Source organism: Limnothrix sp. FACHB-406 (genome assembly GCF_014698235.1).
In the GTDB taxonomy this organism is placed as follows: Bacteria; Cyanobacteriota; Cyanobacteriia; order CACIAM-69d; family CACIAM-69d; genus CACIAM-69d.
Window position 1 is genome coordinate 25,052 of the sequence record NZ_JACJSP010000016.1, and the last position, 18,774, is coordinate 43,825.

Annotated in this window: 16 protein-coding genes; 6 read left to right on the top strand and 10 right to left on the bottom strand. The window is 57.5% G+C overall.

Going from position 1 to position 18,774, the window contains the following annotated elements; translation table 11 throughout:
* Positions 1 to 7 precede the first annotated feature (7 nt).
* Positions 8 to 667 carry a DUF3124 domain-containing protein gene (locus H6G53_RS14465; RefSeq protein WP_199309263.1) on the top strand — a complete coding sequence of 220 codons (660 nt, stop codon included), beginning with the start codon at positions 8 to 10 and terminating at the stop codon, positions 665 to 667.
* Between the two features lie 98 nt (positions 668 to 765).
* On the opposite strand, the gene H6G53_RS14470 is transcribed toward H6G53_RS14465, so the two are convergent.
* The 4 genes from H6G53_RS14470 to H6G53_RS14485 all read right to left on the bottom strand — a co-directional run bounded on the left by H6G53_RS14470 (position 766) and on the right by H6G53_RS14485 (position 5,524).
* Positions 766 to 1,767 carry a hypothetical protein gene (locus tag H6G53_RS14470; RefSeq protein ID WP_190534106.1) on the bottom strand — a complete coding sequence of 334 codons (1,002 nt, stop codon included), beginning with the start codon at positions 1,765 to 1,767 and terminating at the stop codon, positions 766 to 768.
* Between the two features lie 630 nt (positions 1,768 to 2,397).
* A complete protein-coding gene (locus tag H6G53_RS14475; protein WP_190534109.1) occupies positions 2,398 to 2,847 on the bottom strand; it encodes a secondary thiamine-phosphate synthase enzyme YjbQ in 450 nt (149 codons plus the stop codon).
* Positions 2,848 to 2,988: 141 nt separating this feature from the next.
* Positions 2,989 to 4,002, bottom strand: coding sequence for a ribosome biogenesis GTPase YlqF (ylqF, locus tag H6G53_RS14480; RefSeq protein ID WP_190534112.1), 1,014 nt, complete (start codon positions 4,000 to 4,002; stop codon positions 2,989 to 2,991).
* 34 nt (positions 4,003 to 4,036) lie between these two features.
* Positions 4,037 to 5,524 carry a proton extrusion protein PcxA gene (locus H6G53_RS14485; protein ID WP_190534115.1) on the bottom strand — a complete coding sequence of 496 codons (1,488 nt, stop codon included), beginning with the start codon at positions 5,522 to 5,524 and terminating at the stop codon, positions 4,037 to 4,039.
* A 232-nt stretch (positions 5,525 to 5,756) separates the two neighbouring features.
* On the opposite strand from H6G53_RS14485, the gene H6G53_RS14490 reads away from it, so the two are divergent.
* Positions 5,757 to 7,979: a recombinase family protein gene (locus tag H6G53_RS14490; protein WP_199309264.1), complete on the top strand. Its 2,223-nt coding sequence runs from the start codon at positions 5,757 to 5,759 to the stop codon at positions 7,977 to 7,979.
* A gap of 75 nt (positions 7,980 to 8,054) precedes the next feature.
* Here the strand turns inward: H6G53_RS14490 and leuD are convergent, their stop codons facing one another.
* Positions 8,055 to 8,648 carry a 3-isopropylmalate dehydratase small subunit gene (leuD, locus tag H6G53_RS14495; RefSeq protein WP_099533286.1) on the bottom strand — a complete coding sequence of 198 codons (594 nt, stop codon included), beginning with the start codon at positions 8,646 to 8,648 and terminating at the stop codon, positions 8,055 to 8,057.
* Positions 8,649 to 8,740: 92 nt separating this feature from the next.
* A complete protein-coding gene (dnaA, locus tag H6G53_RS14500) occupies positions 8,741 to 10,159 on the bottom strand; it encodes a chromosomal replication initiator protein DnaA (RefSeq protein WP_190354999.1) in 1,419 nt (472 codons plus the stop codon).
* Positions 10,160 to 10,916: 757 nt separating this feature from the next.
* Between dnaA and H6G53_RS14505 the strand changes: the two genes are divergently transcribed.
* The 3 genes from H6G53_RS14505 to H6G53_RS14510 all read left to right on the top strand — a co-directional run bounded on the left by H6G53_RS14505 (position 10,917) and on the right by H6G53_RS14510 (position 12,537).
* A complete protein-coding gene (locus H6G53_RS14505; RefSeq protein WP_099533253.1) occupies positions 10,917 to 11,726 on the top strand; it encodes a carbon-nitrogen hydrolase family protein in 810 nt (269 codons plus the stop codon).
* A gap of 264 nt (positions 11,727 to 11,990) precedes the next feature.
* Entirely contained in the window at positions 11,991 to 12,122 is a 132-nt protein-coding gene (locus tag H6G53_RS19010; protein ID WP_255512376.1) for a hypothetical protein, read from the top strand.
* Positions 12,097 to 12,537: a hypothetical protein gene (locus H6G53_RS14510; RefSeq protein WP_190534120.1), complete on the top strand. Its 441-nt coding sequence runs from the start codon at positions 12,097 to 12,099 to the stop codon at positions 12,535 to 12,537. Before H6G53_RS19010 ends, H6G53_RS14510 begins: the two co-directional genes overlap by 26 nt.
* A gap of 2 nt (positions 12,538 to 12,539) precedes the next feature.
* Here H6G53_RS14510 and H6G53_RS14515 read toward each other — a convergent pair whose 3' ends face one another.
* Positions 12,540 to 13,055 carry an AAA family ATPase gene (locus H6G53_RS14515; RefSeq protein ID WP_190534122.1) on the bottom strand — a complete coding sequence of 172 codons (516 nt, stop codon included), beginning with the start codon at positions 13,053 to 13,055 and terminating at the stop codon, positions 12,540 to 12,542.
* Positions 13,056 to 13,252: 197 nt separating this feature from the next.
* On the opposite strand from H6G53_RS14515, the gene hflX reads away from it, so the two are divergent.
* Positions 13,253 to 15,127: a GTPase HflX gene (gene hflX, locus H6G53_RS14520; protein WP_099533250.1), complete on the top strand. Its 1,875-nt coding sequence runs from the start codon at positions 13,253 to 13,255 to the stop codon at positions 15,125 to 15,127.
* A 147-nt stretch (positions 15,128 to 15,274) separates the two neighbouring features.
* On the opposite strand, the gene H6G53_RS14525 is transcribed toward hflX, so the two are convergent.
* From H6G53_RS14525 to H6G53_RS14535, 3 genes are all read right to left on the bottom strand, one after another.
* Positions 15,275 to 16,699 (bottom strand): type IV pilus twitching motility protein PilT, encoded by a 1,425-nt coding sequence (locus tag H6G53_RS14525; RefSeq protein WP_190534125.1) that lies wholly within the window; start codon positions 16,697 to 16,699, stop codon positions 15,275 to 15,277.
* A gap of 347 nt (positions 16,700 to 17,046) precedes the next feature.
* Positions 17,047 to 18,270: a folylpolyglutamate synthase/dihydrofolate synthase family protein gene (locus H6G53_RS14530; protein ID WP_190534230.1), complete on the bottom strand. Its 1,224-nt coding sequence runs from the start codon at positions 18,268 to 18,270 to the stop codon at positions 17,047 to 17,049.
* Positions 18,271 to 18,635: 365 nt separating this feature from the next.
* Positions 18,636 to 18,749 carry a photosystem II protein Y gene (locus H6G53_RS14535; RefSeq protein ID WP_099533248.1) on the bottom strand — a complete coding sequence of 38 codons (114 nt, stop codon included), beginning with the start codon at positions 18,747 to 18,749 and terminating at the stop codon, positions 18,636 to 18,638.
* Between the last annotated feature and the right edge of the window lie 25 nt (positions 18,750 to 18,774).

Here is an 18,774-nt window from a genome sequence, read left to right on the forward strand (position 1 = left end):
TACCCTCATGCTGTCGATCGGGAAAATCATCGGGAACCCATGGCTCGGGCAAGCCGCCAGCCGCATCCGGCAAACCGGACTGATGGGCGCGGTGGCGGGTCTGTTGGTGGGTTGCCAAGCGCCCCCATCGCCTTCTCTGTCTTCGTCGTCCGTGCCGGCCGGTTCGCCCCCGGTGCAACCCTTGACGCGCATCACCCAATCCGGCGGCGGCATTGCGATCGCGCCCGATCGCCTGGCCGTCAGCACCGGTCAGGTCATCTTGGTGCCAGCCTACTCCCATGTGTATTACGGCGATCGGCAGGATGAATTCCTGCTGAGTATCACCCTCAGTATTCGCAACACCAGCCTCACGGAGTCGATTGTGGTGCGATCAGTGCGGTATTACGACTCCCAAGGCAAGCTGATCAAGCAATATGCCAGCAGTGCCTTGAAGCTGCCGCCCTTAGCAAGCACAGAATTTTTCATTCCCCAAACCGATCGCAGCGGCGGTTCCAGCGCCAGTTTTGTGGTGGAGTGGGTCGCGGAACAAAAACAGGTTACGGCCCCGATCGTGGAAGCGATTATGCTCAGCACCAGTTTTCAGCAGGGCGTTTCATTCACCAGTTCTGGCCGCGTAGTTCAAGAGCTTTCGGCCCCACCAGCCGCCCGATCGCCCAATTCGCAGTGATGACAAGGGGGCACATCTGGTTGCACCATGGGACGGGTTCAGCGAGCAAAATCCTACTTTAGGAACCATGCTGCGGCCGTCGGAGCCAGGGCTGAGAACTACGGGGATCCTAAAGATTGCAGGGAAATGAACGCGATCGCCATGCCTAAATCCTCGTCATCGGTGGCCAACAACAGGCGCGTAGCGTTCGGCTCCGGAGCCAGGGCGATCGCTTCAATTTTATGGTTGCCCGCTTGGATCAGATTTTGCGGGCGATCGACCGGCTGCCAAACCCATTGACCCTCAACCCAAGTCAGCGACCCCACCCAATATAGGGCCGACTGAAAAGGGCCCTGATCGCCGCCATCAATGGTGGCCAGACCCAACAGGCGACCATCGGTCAAATACACCAAATCCGAGAGCGATCGCTGGGTGGCCAAATCCAAGGGGCCGGTCACGGGGGTGCTGCCTTGTAGCGCGATCGCGTTGCTGGCCGGGTCAAACCAACCCCAATGGAGGGTGGCGGGGCGGCCCTGGCCACCGCGATCGGCAAACAGGATCGCCAGGCGATCGCCCCAGCGCACAATCCGCAGAGTTTCGATGTCGCGATCGGGTTCCGGGGTGGGGGGCAAGTTAAAAACCGCCCGAACGGTCAGTTCACCGGCCAGCGATCGGGGGTCTGGATTCAGGAAAACATCGGTGATCGAGGAACCATTCTCCAACGCCGACAACCGATAGGCTCGTCCGCGACTGGTCACGGCCAGATAGTCCCCGGTTCCGGGAATGGCGCTGATGGCTTCGAGGTCGATCGGCAGTTCGGCATCGGGGGGCCAAGCGAGGGCCGATCGGCCCCGGGGCGGTCGATCGGCCCATTGCACCTGACTGAGCCGATAAAGCGCCGTGCGGGCCCGATCGCCCTTGGTGTCGTGAACCGCCAAAAAGAACTCTTGATCGCCATCGGATCCCTGCCAGGCCAGGCCACTGATGCCCGAGAACCGATCGGCCCCGAGTTCTGTCCAGCGCAGGAGCAGAGGACTGCGGGCCCACAGGGGGGCGTTGACCAGGCCGATCGCCCCGATGGTCACCAGCAACAGCAGCGCCCATCGGCGAATTCGGCGCACAAGGGTTGAGAGTCGAGAACGAAGCGGCGTGAGATCCGGCAGCATTGGCGCAAAATCGACAGCGATCGATCGACTGGGGAGCGGCTTCCCTAGTTTGACCGATGAGCTGAAGCGGTTGCCAGCTTATACTAATTTCCCAAAATTTTGAGACAGAATAGAGGCCACACTCTTATTCCCTATCCCTGCAAGTATATCAGGCATCCTCAAACTCGAAATCCAGGAATCAGCGGCGGAACTCAAAGCCTTGATGGAGCGCCAACAGAAAGCCAGCCAGCGGCGTAAAGTGCAGGTGCTGTGGTGGCTGAAAACCGGTCAAAGCGCAACGGTGAATCAGCTGAGAGCTTCAAGTTGGTAATGCTAAGCGCCAATTACGTAGCAAATCAATCGTTCCATTTACCCTAAACTTGGCAAACAAAGGGTAGTGCCTGTGAAGTAATGATGCAAGCTTAGAAGTCATCATTCATAGCTCCAGTTCATGTCTGCTTATCCTCAATGCCAATCCGGCTACACGGTCAAAAATGGTCGTATCCACAACGGCAAGCAACGCTTCAAAGGTAAAGCCTGTGGCTAATAGTTCAACGGGGGCAATTTCCCAAGTCAGAATGGGTTAGTCAGCCGTTTAAGCACCCCTTAAACACCCCAAATTTGCAGAGACACGGAGCGCGATCGGGGGCCGTCTAACTCAAACAGCAGCACCGATTGCCATTGCCCCAAACCCAGTGCCCCGTTCACTAGAGGAATCACCTGCGAGTTACTCAGGGCGATCGCCATCAGATGGGAATGGGCATTGATCGGTTCATCTTCCGGCACATCTCGCAAATGCAGATCGTTGTGGCGATAGGAACCCATGGGTGGAGCCAAAGTTTTTAGCCAAACCTTTAGATCCTGCAACAAGCGCACTTCATATTCATTCACCGCCAAGGCCGTGGTGGTGTGCAAAGAAGAGACCAAAATTTGACCATTTTGAGCACCGGTTTGGTGACAAAATTCGGCAACTTTCTCGCGAATTTCGGGGGTTAAATCATAGATTTCAATCCCTGAATCGGTGTTTCGTTTCAGGGTGTGGTGAACAATTTGCATGGAGCTAAGGGAACGATGGGCAGAGAATGAAAAGACAAATCATCAGGAGCCAATAGGAGCCAATAGGATCGAGCAGGATCGAATAGGGCTGAAGTAATTTGAATTGGCTTGATTTGAATTAACTTGAATTAATTTGGATTGCTAACTGGGCGGTAGTTCCAGGGGCAAATTACCCAACGCGCCCTTCCGAAAGTCTTGCAACAGGGTACGGGCGGCTCGTTCCCGATCGCCCTGATAACGAAATTCCGCCAACGCGGGCACATAGTCCTCGCCGTTCAGGAGTCCCGGAGCCAAGCCATAGCGTTTTTCCAGTGCCCGATCGCCCGTCGATCGGGCCGTTGCCGTTGGAGTTGCTGTGGAGGTTTCTGTTAGGGATTCTGGCAAAGTTTCTAGTGAAGTTTCTAGTGAAGTTTCTGGCGAAGTTTTTGGTGAAGTTTTTGGTGAAATATTCGCCGAGGTTTCGAGCGTCGGTTGCGGATCCAAATTCAACCCGCACAGCAAATCCACCAAAGCCGCCGCTACCTTTTGGTTGTCGTAGGCCGCTTGGCCAATGTCGTCACAAATGGCTAACTTCACGGCCGCCGACTGATCCACCAAATTGGCGGGCAAAATGCCCGGCGCATCCAGTAATTCCAATTCTGAAGAAATTCGCACCCACCGCAATTGGCGCGTTACCCCCGGTTTGGCCGCACTTTCGACCACGCGCCGCTTCACCAACCGATTAATCAGCGCCGACTTGCCCACATTCGGAAACCCAATCACCGCAGCCCGCACCGGCCGCGGCCGCATTCCCCGTTGCAGCCGCCGCTCATTCACCCAAGCCGCCACATCCTGGGCCGCATGGGCGATCGACTTGACCCCCTGACCCTGGCGCGCATCGGTGAAATAGGGTGTTTCCCCTTGCGATCGCATCCACTGTTCCCAATTTTGGCGAACGGGCCCCGGGATGGAGTCCACCCGATTCAGCACCAACACGCGGCCGGTTTTGGTGCCGGGGCGCTCCAGCCAACTTTGCAACTTTGGGTGATGGGTGGCCAGGGGAATCCGCGCATCCCGCACCTCAAAAACCACATCCACCAATTTGAGTTGCTCCAAAAGGGCTTTTTCGGCTTTGGCAATGTGACCGGGATACCACTGAATGGTTGGAGTAATCATGGGCGGGCAAGGGTGGAGAAGAACTGGAAACGGGCTACTCGTTCATGTCTTTGTAAGTGGCAACGGCGGAAGGTGAAATGCGATTGAGATATCGGAAAATCCAATACTTAATCACGGCATCCAAAATCACCGGAAAGGTCGCAATAAACAAAAACATGAAGTCTTTATTTTCCGGTAGCCCCAGGTGTCGAGAAATGCCGCTGACCACCACTTCCCAGCCGTGGGCCGAGTGATATCCCACAAAGATATCGGTTGAAAGAATGATCACGAAGGCCTTAGCGCTGTCGCTCAGACCATACATAATCTCATCAATGAAGGACTTGAGGACGGCAATTTCTTCGCGACTATAGGCAATCACTAGCCCAAACCCGGCCAGGGACAGGAAATCGGAAAAGACATTTTTGAGGGCATCGGCGCTGCGAACCCAGGATTCATTGGCAATTTCTGCGGCTTTTTCTTGAACTTTTTCCTCAATTTCTTCGGGGGTGAGTTTGGGCGTTTTGCCCAAGAGGGACTGGAAGTGCAGGAAGTTTTCATAGCGCTCTAGCTCAACCATGGCTTCTTCTTGCATGTCCATGTTGAGGAAGACGTTGTTGATGCTGGGGTGATAGACCCGATCGACGATCGGCCCCACCAGGAAGTTTTTGGACATCTGCTGCACCAACAAAGGAACCAAAATCAGCAGCAAGATGAATTTGAGCGAAACGATCGTCCGAACTTTGGAGGTGCGATAGTTTTGCAGCACTTCTTCTTCGGAACGATCGTCCAGGTCGCGCCGCACACGATCGAAGGTGGTGAGGAGTGATCGGGGAATGAGGCCGGTGCTGCCGGTGGCGGAGGGTTTGCGCATTCCGCCGGAAATGTTGCGCGTGGCCACGTTCAGGGCCCCGGTTCGCCAACTGGAGGGCCGCTTGGGGCGAATTTTGGCGGCGTTGGCGGCGGCCTGCCACGATCGGGACTGGTCTAGGGCGGCGGTGGTGGTGTTGGCGGTGACGGGCGGCGATTCCTCCGGGGTGGCGGGCAGGTTGTCGCTGTTAAGTTCCAGCCGATCGACCGATCGACCGTGGACATAGCGATCCAAGGTATTGTCAATTAGCTCCAGTTTTTTGAGCACGATGAAGGAGCGATCGCCCGGCTCCGAGAATCGCCGGCCGCTTGCGTCGGTGCTGGTGGCGATCAGGGCGTTGGGATTGCTCAGGCCCGCTTCGGTTTTGCGGCCGGGAATCCCGATCATTTTGGTGCCAAAATCCAAAAAAGCGTTGCTGCTGTTGAATTCCCACAACCGCACATCGATCATTTTCAGTTGTTTTTGCAGCTCGGTGCGAAAGTAATCGCAGGTGCTGTCACCGTAGCGGGTGCTGTCAAGGTCGATTGGATTGCCCTCGAAGTAACGATCTTCCAGGGCCCGAATGGCGAGGGCCGCTTCATAGGCCTGGTTGAGCGCCCGTTCTGGGGTGGACTCATACCAACTCCCCGCATTCGCCCAGAGCGATCGCAAACCCGGAAGCCACCGATTCTTCATATTGTTCAAAGGCGGTTGAAATGCTGTGGCCAGCGATCGGGCTGACAGGTTGACATCTTTCCCTGAGGAAAATTCAGGGAATTCCGAGCCGTTATTTAACCCCACAACCGCAGTTGCCCAACGAGACCCAAAGGGCAACCCTGGGGCGGGACTTGAGGCTTGGGTATTGGGGTGATCGTTTGGAATCACTGGGCGATCGGTATCATAGCAAAACCATCATTTTTCCGTGCTTGTGGCTAACCATTTCCCGGCCTCCGCCACGTTTGCGCCCGATCGCCCGGCTGCGATCGCCCGATCAATTTGGATTACAGGCGGGGCCCTCAGCGGCAAAACCCAAACCCTGGTGGATTGGTTCCAGGGTTTGCGGGATCAGTTGCCCCCGGGAAGTCGGGTGTTGGCCCTGGCGGCCAGCAGCGAAACCCGTTGGGCCCTGATGGAGCGATTGGCGGCGGTGGGTTGGCCAGCCATCGACTGCACCACCCCCTTGGGGTTTTTTGAGCAGGAGGTGATGCTGTTCTATCCGTTGCTGGCGGAGCGGGCGGGGTTTGTGCCGCAATTTCCGCTGCTGTTGCGCCCGGAAAATGAACAGGAACTGGCGGGGCAGTTGTGGGGCCCGGCGCTGGCTGAAAACCCTGATGCACCGATCGCCCAGCCATTGCGAGAGCGGGCTGTGCGGCGGCTGTTGGATCTGTTGCAGTTAGCAGCCAACAGCGGCACGGATTTGGCGGAAATTCCCGATCGGCTGGTGCAAGGGCTGGGGACAGCGGCGGGGGTGGAACTGCCGGGAGATTGGGTCGATCGGGCGGGCGCTCTGATTGTGGAGTGGCGAGACTGGTGCTTGCGGCGCGGTCTGCTCACCTACGGGCTGGTGAGTTGGCTCTATGGCCACTTTTTGCTGTCGGATCCGCGCTATCTCGATCGACTGCAACGACGCTATCAAGTGGTGTTGGCCGATGACACCGATGATTTTCCGGCCCTGGCAGGGCGGCTGCTGACCCTGTTGCAAGAAGGCGGGGCCTGGGCCGGCTACACCCACAATCGGGATGGGGCCAGCCGCTTGGGGTTGGGTGCGGATCCCGCGGCCTTGCAGCCCTTAGCCGATCGCTGCACCGATCATTTGGATTTGGGACGCGCGAATCACGATTTGGTGCAACGGGTGGCTCCGTTACTAACCACGGTGGCGCGGGAACCCTTTGCGATCGCCCCCTGGGCCGAGGCCTGGCCCCCCACGGTGCAAGTGCTGACCACCATTGCTCGGGCCCAACTGCTGCGGGAAACGGCCGAAACCATTGTGCAAGCCGTCCAAACGGAAGCCCTCCAACCCCAGGACATTGCGGTAATTAGTCCCGGTTTGGACTCGATCGCGGGCTACACCCTGGCCTCCATCCTGCGCGATCGGGGGTTACCCGTAACCCTGTTGGGCAACCAGCGCCCTTTGATTAGTTCGCCCACGGTGCGATCGCTCCTGACCCTGTGGACGTTGGTTTATTCGGGTTTGGGCGACTGGCTAAATCGGGAAGATGTGGCGGAAATGTTGGTGGGGCTGAGTACGGAACCGGATCCTTGGTTGGCCACCCCGGAACCGGCGGCCACCGGGGCCGGGTCGATCGGGACAGAAGCGGAGTTGGATTTGGCGCTGCCGGACTTGGCGGAAACCAGCCCCACGGGCCTGCGCCGGGCGATCGATCCCGTGCGTGCCGGCCTGATTGCCGATCACTGCTTCCGTCCCGATCGACAGCGGCCGGAACTGTTGCCCGTAGAAGTCTTTGCCCGTTGGGATCGGTTGGGCTACCGAGCCACCATGGCCTATCAAAAGCTGCGATCGTGGATTAGCGAGCAACAGCAACAACTCCGCCAGCGACTGGTTCGCAGCCCCCTGATTGTGCTCGATCGCGCCGTTCAGCAGTTTTTGTGGCATGGGGGACGCTTGGATCCCGCCGAATTGGCCGCCCTGCGCGAACTCCTAGAAGCCGCCCATCGCTATTGGGACATCAGCCACCGCATTGATCCCCAAGCACCGGAAACGGAAACCATCCACAAATTCATTGCTCTGTTACGACGCGGCACGATCGCCGCCAACCCCTTCCCCAGCCAAGTGCTGAACCCGGCCCCCAGCGGCATCACCCTCGCCAATATTTTCCAGTACCGCACCGCTCGCCTTTCCCACCGCTGGCACTTTTGGCTAGATGCCTCTTCGCCCCTTTGGCCCCGGGGGGGCGCAGCGGTGTTGTTCGGCTCACCCCTGTTTCTGCAAGATTGGAACGGTCGCCGCCGCACCCCAGACGACGAGGAACAAGCAGACCTCGATCGGTTCGATCGGGTGGTGCATGACCTGTTGGGGCGTTGCCGCGATCGGCTTTATCTGTGCCACAGCGATCTATCGGTCACCGGCCAAGACCAGTTGGGGCCCATGCGCCCGGTGATCGATGCCAGCGAGCTTGGGGTTGGCAATTAGGAAATCGGGGCTTTCCCGTTCGTCTGCAACCCGGATTCCACCGTGGCGAGATCGTGGGGGGCAAGACGACAGGCCCTAGGCCCAAGCCAGGTAAGGCAAACGGCCAGCAGTGGCCTGCACGGCCTCTCCTTGACTGACCAATTGACCGCAGCTATCCCACATGCCGCTGAGGAAGGCCTGGCGCGGCCCTTCCTTCATGGTGACGGTGATGGTTAAGTCCCCGATCGCAGCGGTCAGATTCACCAAATCCAAAGACACCGAGGCGCTGGGGTTGGCTTCAATGGCCCCTTGCAGCGCCAACACATCCTCATGGCTAGCCGTGACGCAGGGAATTCCGATCGCCACGCAATTGCTAAAGAAGATTTCCGCAAAACTTTCGCCCACAATCGCCCCAATGCCCCAACGGGCGATCGCCTGGGGCGCATGTTCGCGGCTGGAACCACAACCAAAGTTACGATTCACCACCAACAGCTTGGCCCCTTGGTATTGAGCCTGATCAAAAGGATGTTCGCCGTTCAGTTGGGTGCGATCGTCCGCAAAGGCATGTTCACCCAACCCATCAAAGGTGACACAGCGCAGAAAGCGAGCCGGAATGATGCGATCGGTGTCAATGTCATCACCGCGTAACGGCAAACCAGTACCCGAAACCCGCTGAACTTGACTGTTGATTTCGCTCATAGGACTGCTAAAAGGCTGCTGATGGTCATGAAACAGAGTGGAATTATCCTACCGCAATCGGAAATACTCTTAACTGAATGCCCTTAACTCGCCGTTGGTGGAGCCGGAGGTTGAGCCGCCAAATTAATTCGATCGCTCAGTTGGCGCAAATTTTGGGCAAACTCCGGATCCGCATCCTTTAATTGCGCCACTTTGTCGCAGCTATACATCACCGTGGTGTGATCTTTGCCGCCAAATTCTTCCCCAATTCGGGGCAAACTCAAATCCGTATGTTGCCGCATCAAATACATCCCAATTTGACGGGCTTGGCTAATTTCTCGGCGGCGAGAATTGCCCTTCAAATCCTCGATCAAGATATTGAACGCATCCGCCACAATTTGAATCACTGACTCGGGCGAAGCTTCCACCGTTTCCACGGGCGGGTTCAAAACCGGTGCAATATTCTGCACCGTCATCGGCAATCCCGAGATCGAAATATAGGCCACCGCGCGAATTAGGGCCCCTTCCAATTCCCGAATATTGGAAGTATAGCTAGCGGCAATATATTCAATAACATCGCGGGTCATTCGAATATTTTCATACTCGGCTTTTTTCTGCAAAATGGCCATCCGGGTTTCAAAGTCCGGCGGTTGAATATCGGCAATTAAGCCCATGGAAAACCGGGACGACAGCCGCTCTTGCAACCGAGGAATTTGACTGGGCGGGCGATCGCTCGCCAACACCACTTGCTTACCCGCTTCATGCAACGTATTGAAGGTATAGAAAAACTCTTCTTGGGTATATTCTTTACCTTCAATAAATTGAATGTCATCCACAATCAGCACATCAACGGCGCGGTAAAACTCCCGAAACCGCTGCATTCCGTCCTTGCGAATGGCGGCGATCAAATCATTGGTGAATTGCTCGGTGGAAACGTAATAAATTCTGGCATTCGGATCCGTTTCCAGACGGTAATGACCGATCGCCTGCATTAGATGGGTTTTGCCCAGTCCCACTCCCCCACACAAAAACAGGGGGTTAAATTCCCGACCTGGCGACTCGGCCACCGCCAGGGAAGCCGCGTGGGCCATGCGGTTGTTAGCCCCCACCACAAAGCGCGAAAAGGTATATTTCGGGTTCAGTTCCGTGGCGGTGCGGCCCCGATCGCTGGGGGCAGGGCTGGCGATCGGTGGGGCGCTGGGGGGATCGGCGATCGGCTCCGGTGGCGGCAAAAAGGCTTCCGGGTCGATCGCCCCGCCAACGCTTTCATCACCCCGGGCCGCCACGATCTGAATTTCCACCTCATGGCCCAACACTTCGCGGGCCGCCTGGGAAATAGCTTTTAGGTAATACTTTTGCAGCCAATTGCGAGCAAAGGGCGTGGGAGTCCGCACCACCAAAGCCTGATCGTCTAAGCGCTCTGCGATGGCCGTTTTGATCCAAGTTTCAAACGTTGGCCGACTCAGTTGGTTTTGGAGCTGATCCAAAACCTGACCCCAGAACGCATCGAGCGATTTTTCCACGGTGGACATCCTCTGGACGAATCTCGATCGAACCCCCATCGCAGGTCACCGGTAGCGATTCCACCCGTGCCCAACACCCCCAACGGTGTATTGCCCCGCGACTTCAGTTCGATGGCAACCATTCGATTGCACTGGTTGACTGCATAGGTTGACTGCATAGGTTGACTGCATAGCATTGACTGCTGGGATGGCAGCGATCGCCACAACCGGCAACCAGTGCAGCGAAGTTATTCTAGCCGTCTTTGTTCGATTGAACGGATCGAACCCGACCCAGCGCACAAAAACCCGGTCAAAATCAACGCAACAGCCCCGAAACCCAGGGCAGCGATCGGGCAGTTGGGTCACCCTCACGCCATTGCGTTGGCCCCGTCAGTAGGTTGGACTGGGCCGATCGGCCCGTCATCAGATTCCTCAAGACCCTGATTCCATGCTGGTCTGGTCGATCGCGCTCCAATCATCAACACAACTCCAGCAGCGAAATGCAGCATGAAGGGTCTGCTCGCTGACATCTAGTGTCCAGCAAAGAGCCATAAACCTATCATGAATCGGGCCAAGGGGCGATCGGCCGGAATTTCTTAAACAATTCATGCGCCTTCCGTGCGCCTTCCATCCGTCTTCCCTGCGGCTCAATCTGCCATTCAGACTTGGCATGGTTAATGACTTGGGTGTAACTGAACGCAACGAATGGGAAGAATTTACGGATAATCTAATGCGGGCCATCTGCCCCTAATTCCTGTTGTTAAACCGATCTGAACCTATGAAGTCCTACCTGGCGGCGGCAGTCCAAATGAACAGCCAGCCCGATCTGGCCCACAACCTGGCCCAAGCCGAAGACTTAATTGATCTGGCCGTGAACCGGGGGGCAGAACTGATTGGCCTGCCGGAAAACTTCTCCTTTTTGGGCGAAGAAAACGCAAAACTCGCCCAGGCCAGCGAGATCGCCGCCGCCAGCGAAAAATTCCTGAAAACCATGGCCCAGAAATATCAGGTCACCATTTTGGGGGGTGGATTTCCCGTGCCAGTGCCGGACAACCAGGTGGCCAACACGGCGCTGCTGGTGGATCCCGATGGCTCCGTGGTGCGATACGAAAAGGTGCATTTGTTCGATGTGGATTTGCCCGATGGCAACACCTACCGCGAATCGCAAACGGTGTTGGCCGGTTCCCACTTGCCGCCCCTCTATCGATCGGACAATTTGGGCAATTTGGGTCTCTCGGTCTGTTATGACGTGCGGTTTCCAGAGCTATATCGCCATCTGTCCAAACAGGGCGCAGATGTGTTGTTTGTGCCCGCAGCCTTCACGGCCTACACGGGCAAGGATCATTGGCAAGTGTTGCTGCAAGCCCGGGCGATCGAGAACACCTGTTACGCGATCGCCCCGGCCCAAACGGGTCTCCACTACGGCCGCCGCCAGTCCCATGGCCACGCGGTGATTATTGATCCTTGGGGCACAATCTTGGCCGACGCGGGGGATCCGGTGGGCCTCGCGATCGCGGAAATCAACCCCGATCGACTGGCCCAAGTCCGTCGCCAAATGCCCTGCCTGGAGCACCGCGTTTTCGGCTAAATGTCCATCTGATTAACGCCCATCCAAACAATCCATCCAAACAACGGGGGCGCAACACCCGCCCCCAAACCTTGATTTTCTAATTATTGGCGAATTCCCTTTCCTGCGAAAACCCAGATATTATTAAACAAATCACTTTATGTAATCTTTTGAGTTCCAAGCTGCCATGGTTCCCCGAGTTCAGCTTTCAACCCTGATGGTAACGGCATTGTTGCTTACGGTGAGCTTCGGAAAATCAGCCCAGGGCCAGGACACAGACCCCCTGTGCTACTTCACCGATGCGGCTGGCAACCGCCGGGATCTCAGTGCTTGGTGTGGTCGGCCGGGCAACAATCCAACGGCCCCAAACAGCGCTCCGGCATCTGCGCCGATGGGGCCACCTCCGGCGGCCACTAGTGCCAATGGCGGCGGCAATGTGGAGCTGTTGCAATGCTGGTTTGAACAGGAAAGTAGCTCAGAACAACCGTCAGGTCTCACGAAAACGGTGATTCATTTGATGGGATCAGTTCAAAATCGAACAGGAAAGCCAGTAACAGATGTTAATGTACGCTATGTTGTGCGAACACAGAATAGTATTTTGAACCGAGCGGGACGATCACTGAATGATCGTTCACTGGGAATGGGTGCTCAAGGGCTTTTCAACCGCAACGATCAACCGATCGCCCTGGAAATCAAACCTATTGATTTGAGAGGCTGGTATGTACGGATTGAAGGAATTGACTGGATAGAAGCAGGTGTGGCTCGTTCCTATCAATTTGCGCAACCTGAAGACTGTTTCTTGGCCGGTAGATCCAGACCAGAGGGAAGCTGAAACTAAAAGGTTCCAATAATTTCCAGTTGATCAAAGCCTTCTGCCAGTTCTGGGGGCGATCGATCCAATTGTTGGGCCATCCGTTCAATGACATGGGCGGGAACCTGCCGATCGCGCTGGGCATTCCAGGCCAGGCATTGCTCCAACGGGGTTTGCACCCACCAGCCGATGATCTGGTGAAAACCCAATTCCCTTGCGGTTTCTAAGATTCGCTGTCGTTGGCGCGGGTCGGCGTTGGTGGCATCGTAAACGGCATCGGCTGCGTTGACGATCGCGGTTTGCAGTCGATCGCACACCACCTGCCAAATGGCTGACCAGTCGCCCTGAACAGCCGCATCACCAAAGAGTTCAGCCCGGATGGCATCGGTGGAAATCCAATGTCGATCGGGAGCGGCGGCTTGCCACTGGCGGGCCAGGGTGGACTTGCCACAGCCCGGCGGCCCAATTAGCACGATCAGGTGAGTCGTGGGCAGACCAGAGGCGGGGGGATCAGCAACGGGGCGATCGGGAAGTGGCATGGTGCTGGAATGGGCTAATCAACCGGTTAACGCCACAGGTTAACGCTGTAGGTTAACGAGATCGGCTAACGAGATGGTTTGAGCATGGTTGAGCCGTTGAACCGCCTACGGATCAGGGATCACCCTCGCCTTAGCCGGCCCGGCCCGCCTAAAATTGAACCATTCTCCACCGCCTGATCGCCCCTCCCAGGTGGGAGATGTGCGGCGATCGCCGTTTGGGGATCTGGTTCATTTTGCCGTTCTATTCTTTTCCATTTTTTTGTCGCATTCTGAGGTGGCTTATCGAAACCATTCATGGAGATCTGAAAGGTCTCAAAACCAACCAACTCAAACAACTGAAGCGGCTTTATCATCAGCGCGTGCCCGGCGATCGCTTCACCACGCCGGAATTTGCCCAGCGCTTGGCCGCCATCAGCACCGAACTGGAAAAACCCCTTTGCGTTTACTTTAACCGGCGGGGCCAGGTGATTCGAGTCGGCGTGGGCACACCGCGCCAAACCCAAATCCCGCCCTTGGAATTGCCGCGCTATGGGGCCGAGCGTCTGTGCGGAATTCGTTGCATGGCCACTGCGCCCGAGTCAGAACAGCCGGGAACCGGAGCCTTGACGGCTTTGGCCCTGCAACGGTTGGATGCGTTGGTTTGGTTGCCACTCACGGGCAGTGGTTTTGCGCGGCGTGGTGGCGGTGTGGGGGGCTATGTGAAATCGGCGCGGGTGGCCCATCTGTTGCCGCCGTCCAATCTGCCGGGTCTGGTGGTGCGAGGGACGGAATCGACGGCCGAAAGCGTCACCCAAAGCACCACGGTGTTACCCCCTGTCCCGATCGAGGATTTGGCGGAACAGGACTTTCTGGACTTTGTGACGGGGCTGGAGGCCGAGTTTGCCCGAGAAGTGTCCGGCTTAGAGATTGATCAAGCGGGCGATCGGGTGTTGTTGGTGGGGGTGCAAACGAGCGATCGGGATCCCAGGGCCTTTGAAGACGGGTTGGCAGAACTCGATCGGCTGGTGGACACGGCCGGCGGTTCCGTGGTCGGTGTGGTGCGCCAAAAGCGATCGCGCCCCCATCCCCAAACCGTGGTGGGTGAAGGGAAGGTGGAAGAAATTGCCCTCCAGGCCCAGAGCTTGGGGGCCAACCTGGTGGCGTTCGATCGGGACTTGTCCCCGGCCCAAATCCGTAACTTGGAAAAATTCATCGGCACGCGCGTGGTCGATCGCACCGAGGTGATTCTCGATATCTTTGCGCAACGGGCCCGATCGGGCGCGGGCAAGCTGCAAGTGGAACTGGCCCAGTTGGAATATCTCATGCCGCGACTGACGGGCCGTGGCCAAGCCATGTCTCGGTTGGGCGGCGGCATTGGAACCCGGGGGCCCGGTGAAACCAAATTGGAAACCGAACGCCGGGTGATTCAGCGGCGCATTGCCCGCTTGCAACGGGAGGTGAACGAACTCCAGGCCCACCGCAACCGCCTGCGCCAACGTCGCCAACACCACGATGTGCCGACCGTGGCGATCGTGGGCTATACCAACGCTGGAAAATCAACCCTGTTGAACGTGCTGACCGATGCGGAAGTCTACGCGGCCGATCAACTGTTTGCCACGTTGGATCCAACCACTCGCCGCCTGACCCTGACTGCGCCCGCCCCGATCGCCCCGATCGCTGAATCGGAATTTCCAGACAGCCCCGAATTTGCGGAACCCACCGAGGGGCGATCGATCCTGCTGACGGATACGGTGGGGTTTATTCAAGAGCTGCCGCCGCCCTTGATGGATGCCTTTCGCGCCACCCTGGAGGAGGTGACGGAAGCAGAGGCCCTGTTGCACTTGGTGGATTTATCCCATCCTTCCTGGCCCCGACATATTGCGGCGGTGCATGAAATTTTGGGTGAAATGCCGATCGTTCCGGGGCCGGAGCTGCTGGTTTTCAACAAAATCGACGCGGCCAGCTCCGAGGCGATCGAACAGGCCAAGGCGGAATGTCCCCACGGGGTGTTTATTTCCGCAGGCGATCGCTTGGGACTCGAAACCCTCCGGCAACAGTTGCTGAACCTGGTTCGCTACGCCACGGGCGAATAGGCCCCTGCCCGATCGATCCTGCCCGATTCATCCTGATCGATCCTGCCCGATCGATACCTGCCCGATCGATCAGGTGGGACACACCGCCGCAATGGGTTAATCGACAGTCAAACAGCAGCTTTCGGGCCTAGGGCCTTGCGCCCCGACCTAGACCGCAGAGCTGTAAAGAGAGCCACCTCGCAACATAATCGCCATTTCGTTCTCGCGGGGCGAATTGGCGAGAGCAATCTCCTCGTTGATGCGTCCTTCCAAATAGAGCTTGTAGAGAATTTGGTTCATCGTACACATGCCCTCGTATTCCGATCGGGGAATGATGTCCTCCACCTCGTCAATCTGCCCTTTCTTGATGTAATCCCGAATGGCATCCGTGTTGATCAGCACCTCAAAGACTGGGGCCCGTTTGCCGTCGGTGGTGGGCACTAGGGCTTGGGAAATGCAAGCCACCATCGCTTCCGCAATTTGGGTTCGCACGGCCTCGCGATCTTCCGGTGAATAGAGCGCCAAAATCCGCTCGATCGTCTTGACGGCCCCGTTGGTGTGCAGCGTTCCGAATACCAAGTGACCGGTTTGGGCGGCCTTCAGGGCGGTTTCCACCGTTTCCCGATCGCGCATTTCCCCAATCAGAATCACGTCTGGATCTTCCCGCAAGGAAGCCCGCAACGCATTGTCAAACCGTAGGGAGTGAATCCCCACCTCCCGCTGATTGATCACCGACCGGCGGCTTTGGTGGACAAACTCGATCGGGTCTTCGATCGTGATGATGTGCCGGGTCATGTTGCGGTTGATGTAGTCAATCATGGCCGCCAAGGTGGTGGACTTCCCGGAGCCGGTGGGCCCCGTCACCAAAATCAACCCCTTGTGGGCATGACAAACATTGGCAAAGGCCGCCGGTAAACAAAGCTGCTCAAAGGTCTTGATTTCCATCGGAATCAAGCGCAACACCATCGCCGGCCCATTCAGGGTTTCAAACAAATTGATCCGTACCCGTGCAAAGGGATATTGGGCCGCCCCGTCAAAGTCTAAGTTTTCTTGAAAATGCTGAATTTCCAAATCGCTCAACACCTCTTGCATCCAAGCCATGAAGGTGTTGTCGTCCGTGGTGGGGTAGGTGGTGGGCTGCATTTGCCCCCGGCTGCGGAAGCGCGGTTCTCGGCCCACGGCCAAATGCACATCGGAGTGGTTGTTGCGAAAGGCTTCTTCCACCAACTGCCGCAGGGTGGGCGCACCTTCCGAGGCCTTCGCCCGAGGGAGGGGACGGCGGCCGCTGACGGGGCTGGCTTCCGGGACGATCGGGCCCGGTGGGGCCGTTTCGCCATTTTCCCCAATCACCTGAAATGACCAGTCCGCCCGCCGATCGCCCAAATTCACACTCAGGTGATGGTTGCCGGGCTTGGGAAACACCAGGTCTAAGCGCCAAGTGCCGTCCTTGGCCACGATCGGCCCTGTTATCTTGAAGTCATTATTCAGACTGACGACCAACGGTTTGCCCGCATCATCGGGCGTTGCCACACCAGCCACCACAAACCGCTGGAGCGGGCGCACGGGTTGGCTGGGAGCCTGAACAATTTTCATTGAGAAACCTCCAAAATCCGTCACTACTTCACTAGCAATTGCCACCATTCGCTCGCGAAGGCTGCAATCGGGAGGCTTCCTGCTTCATCACGGCGAAGTCCGCTTCATCCGCAACCTAGGCTGACAAGACCGGACTGGCCGCCGTTTCGAGATGAATCGCCCCGCTTCCGCCCCGATCGATTTTCAATCCACAGTTTGGCCCATGGTCGAAAGCCCTTGCATTCAGCCTGACCCACCCATACCTGCCTGCTACTGGAGAGCTAGGAAACCGAAAAGAGGGTTCCCCTGAACTCCGTGATTTTGCGGATCAGGCTCCCTTTGTTTCTAATCCAAAACCAATGGATTTGTCAGCTTTTGGCTGCTAGGGCTGGGGAAATGGTGGGGGTGCTGATCCGGAAGAATTGCCCCAAAAGATACAGGGAACCACAGAGCACCACGGGCCGATCGCCCGTCAGGGCCACCTCCAAAGCTGGCAACAGATCCGTGAAGGGGCGACCCTCTGCCAGGACGATCGCCTCGGGAACCAGATGCACCAATGCTTCGGGGGCGATCGACTGGGGATCTGGAACAGGCACGGTGTAGAGCCGATCGCCCGATCGCAGCAGGATTCGCAACACGGCGGCCGCATCCTTGGTGCTCAACATACCCATCACCCAGGTCACGGGCCCCAAATTTTGCTGATCCACATAGTCCCGCAGCACTTGGGCCGAGTCATGGTTGTGGGCCCCATCCACCAGCAGCGATCGCCCTTGATGGGTTGTCCACTGCAACCGACCCGGCCAGCGGGCGTTGGCCATGCCGGTTTGAATGGCTGGGTTGGAAATGGCCCAACCGGCCGCTCGCAACTGTTGCACCAGCCCGATCGCGACGGCCGCATTGGTGCGCTGGACAGTTCCGGCCAGGGGCAGCGGATAGGTTAAATTGCCCGATCGCATCCAAGGTAAGTGGGGCCAAGATTCGGCCGGCGGGGCGATCGGCTCAGCCGGCTCCACCCAATCGATCGAGCAGGCCAGTTGGGCCGCGCGATCGGCCACCACGGCCCGGGCCTCGGGCGGCAGGGGAGCCACCACCAGCGGCCGCCCCGGCTTTAGGATGCCGGCTTTTTCTCCGGCAATTTGTCCCAAGCTGTCGCCCAAAACCTGCCAATGATCCCGTCCGATCGAGGTGATGGCACAGGCGATCGGCCCATCCACCACATTGGTCGCGTCCAACCGCCCCCCTAGCCCCACTTCCATCACCGCCAAATCCACCCGCTGGCGCGCAAAATACAGCCAAGCGGCCACGGTCACCAGCTCAAATTGGGTCAGGGAAATGCCGGTTTGGGCGATCGCCTGTTCCCCCTCATGCAGCAACTCAGCCAGAACTTGCGGTTCGATCGGGACTTGATCCACCGTGATTCGCTCCGTCCAATCCACCAGGTGCGGTGAAGTGTAGCGCCCGGTGCGATAGCCCGCTGCCGTCAGAATGCTGGACAGGTAAGCACAAACGGAACCTTTGCCATTGGTTCCCGCCACATGGACGATCGGCAACTGTTGCTGAGGATTCCCCAAAGCCGCCAGCACCCCTAGCATCCGCTCTAAACCCAACTGCACGCCGAAGGGTTGAAAACTGGCTAATTGCTGGTCTAGTTGGTCTACCTGATCTACTTGATGGGTCTGATGATCCTGATTGGCCTGGTGAGCGTGATTGGCGTGATTGCCCTGATGATCCTGGGTTGCCGGGTGAGCTGCACTGACCCAATTTGCTGAATCTAGCGGCTCTGGGTTGGATGGTTCAATCGCCGGGGTCATGGTGTTGCTCCTTAGCCTATTGCGCCTTGCGGGGGGCCAAAAATGCCCAAAAACAAGTAGGAGCGCCATCAAAGCGCCCCTACTATTCTGCGATTGGGTATCGATTGTGGGCGATCGCGACAAAACCGCCAGAGTTTACTACGAACCTAGCTGTCTAGCTGACGACGCAATTGCTCGAGAGCTGCCTTACCAATGTTGAAAACAGCCCAGCCAGCAGCCAGCAGCAGCGGAGACACCACAACCAAAACGCGCCAATCCATATCTTGATCTCCCGTAACAGTTCTA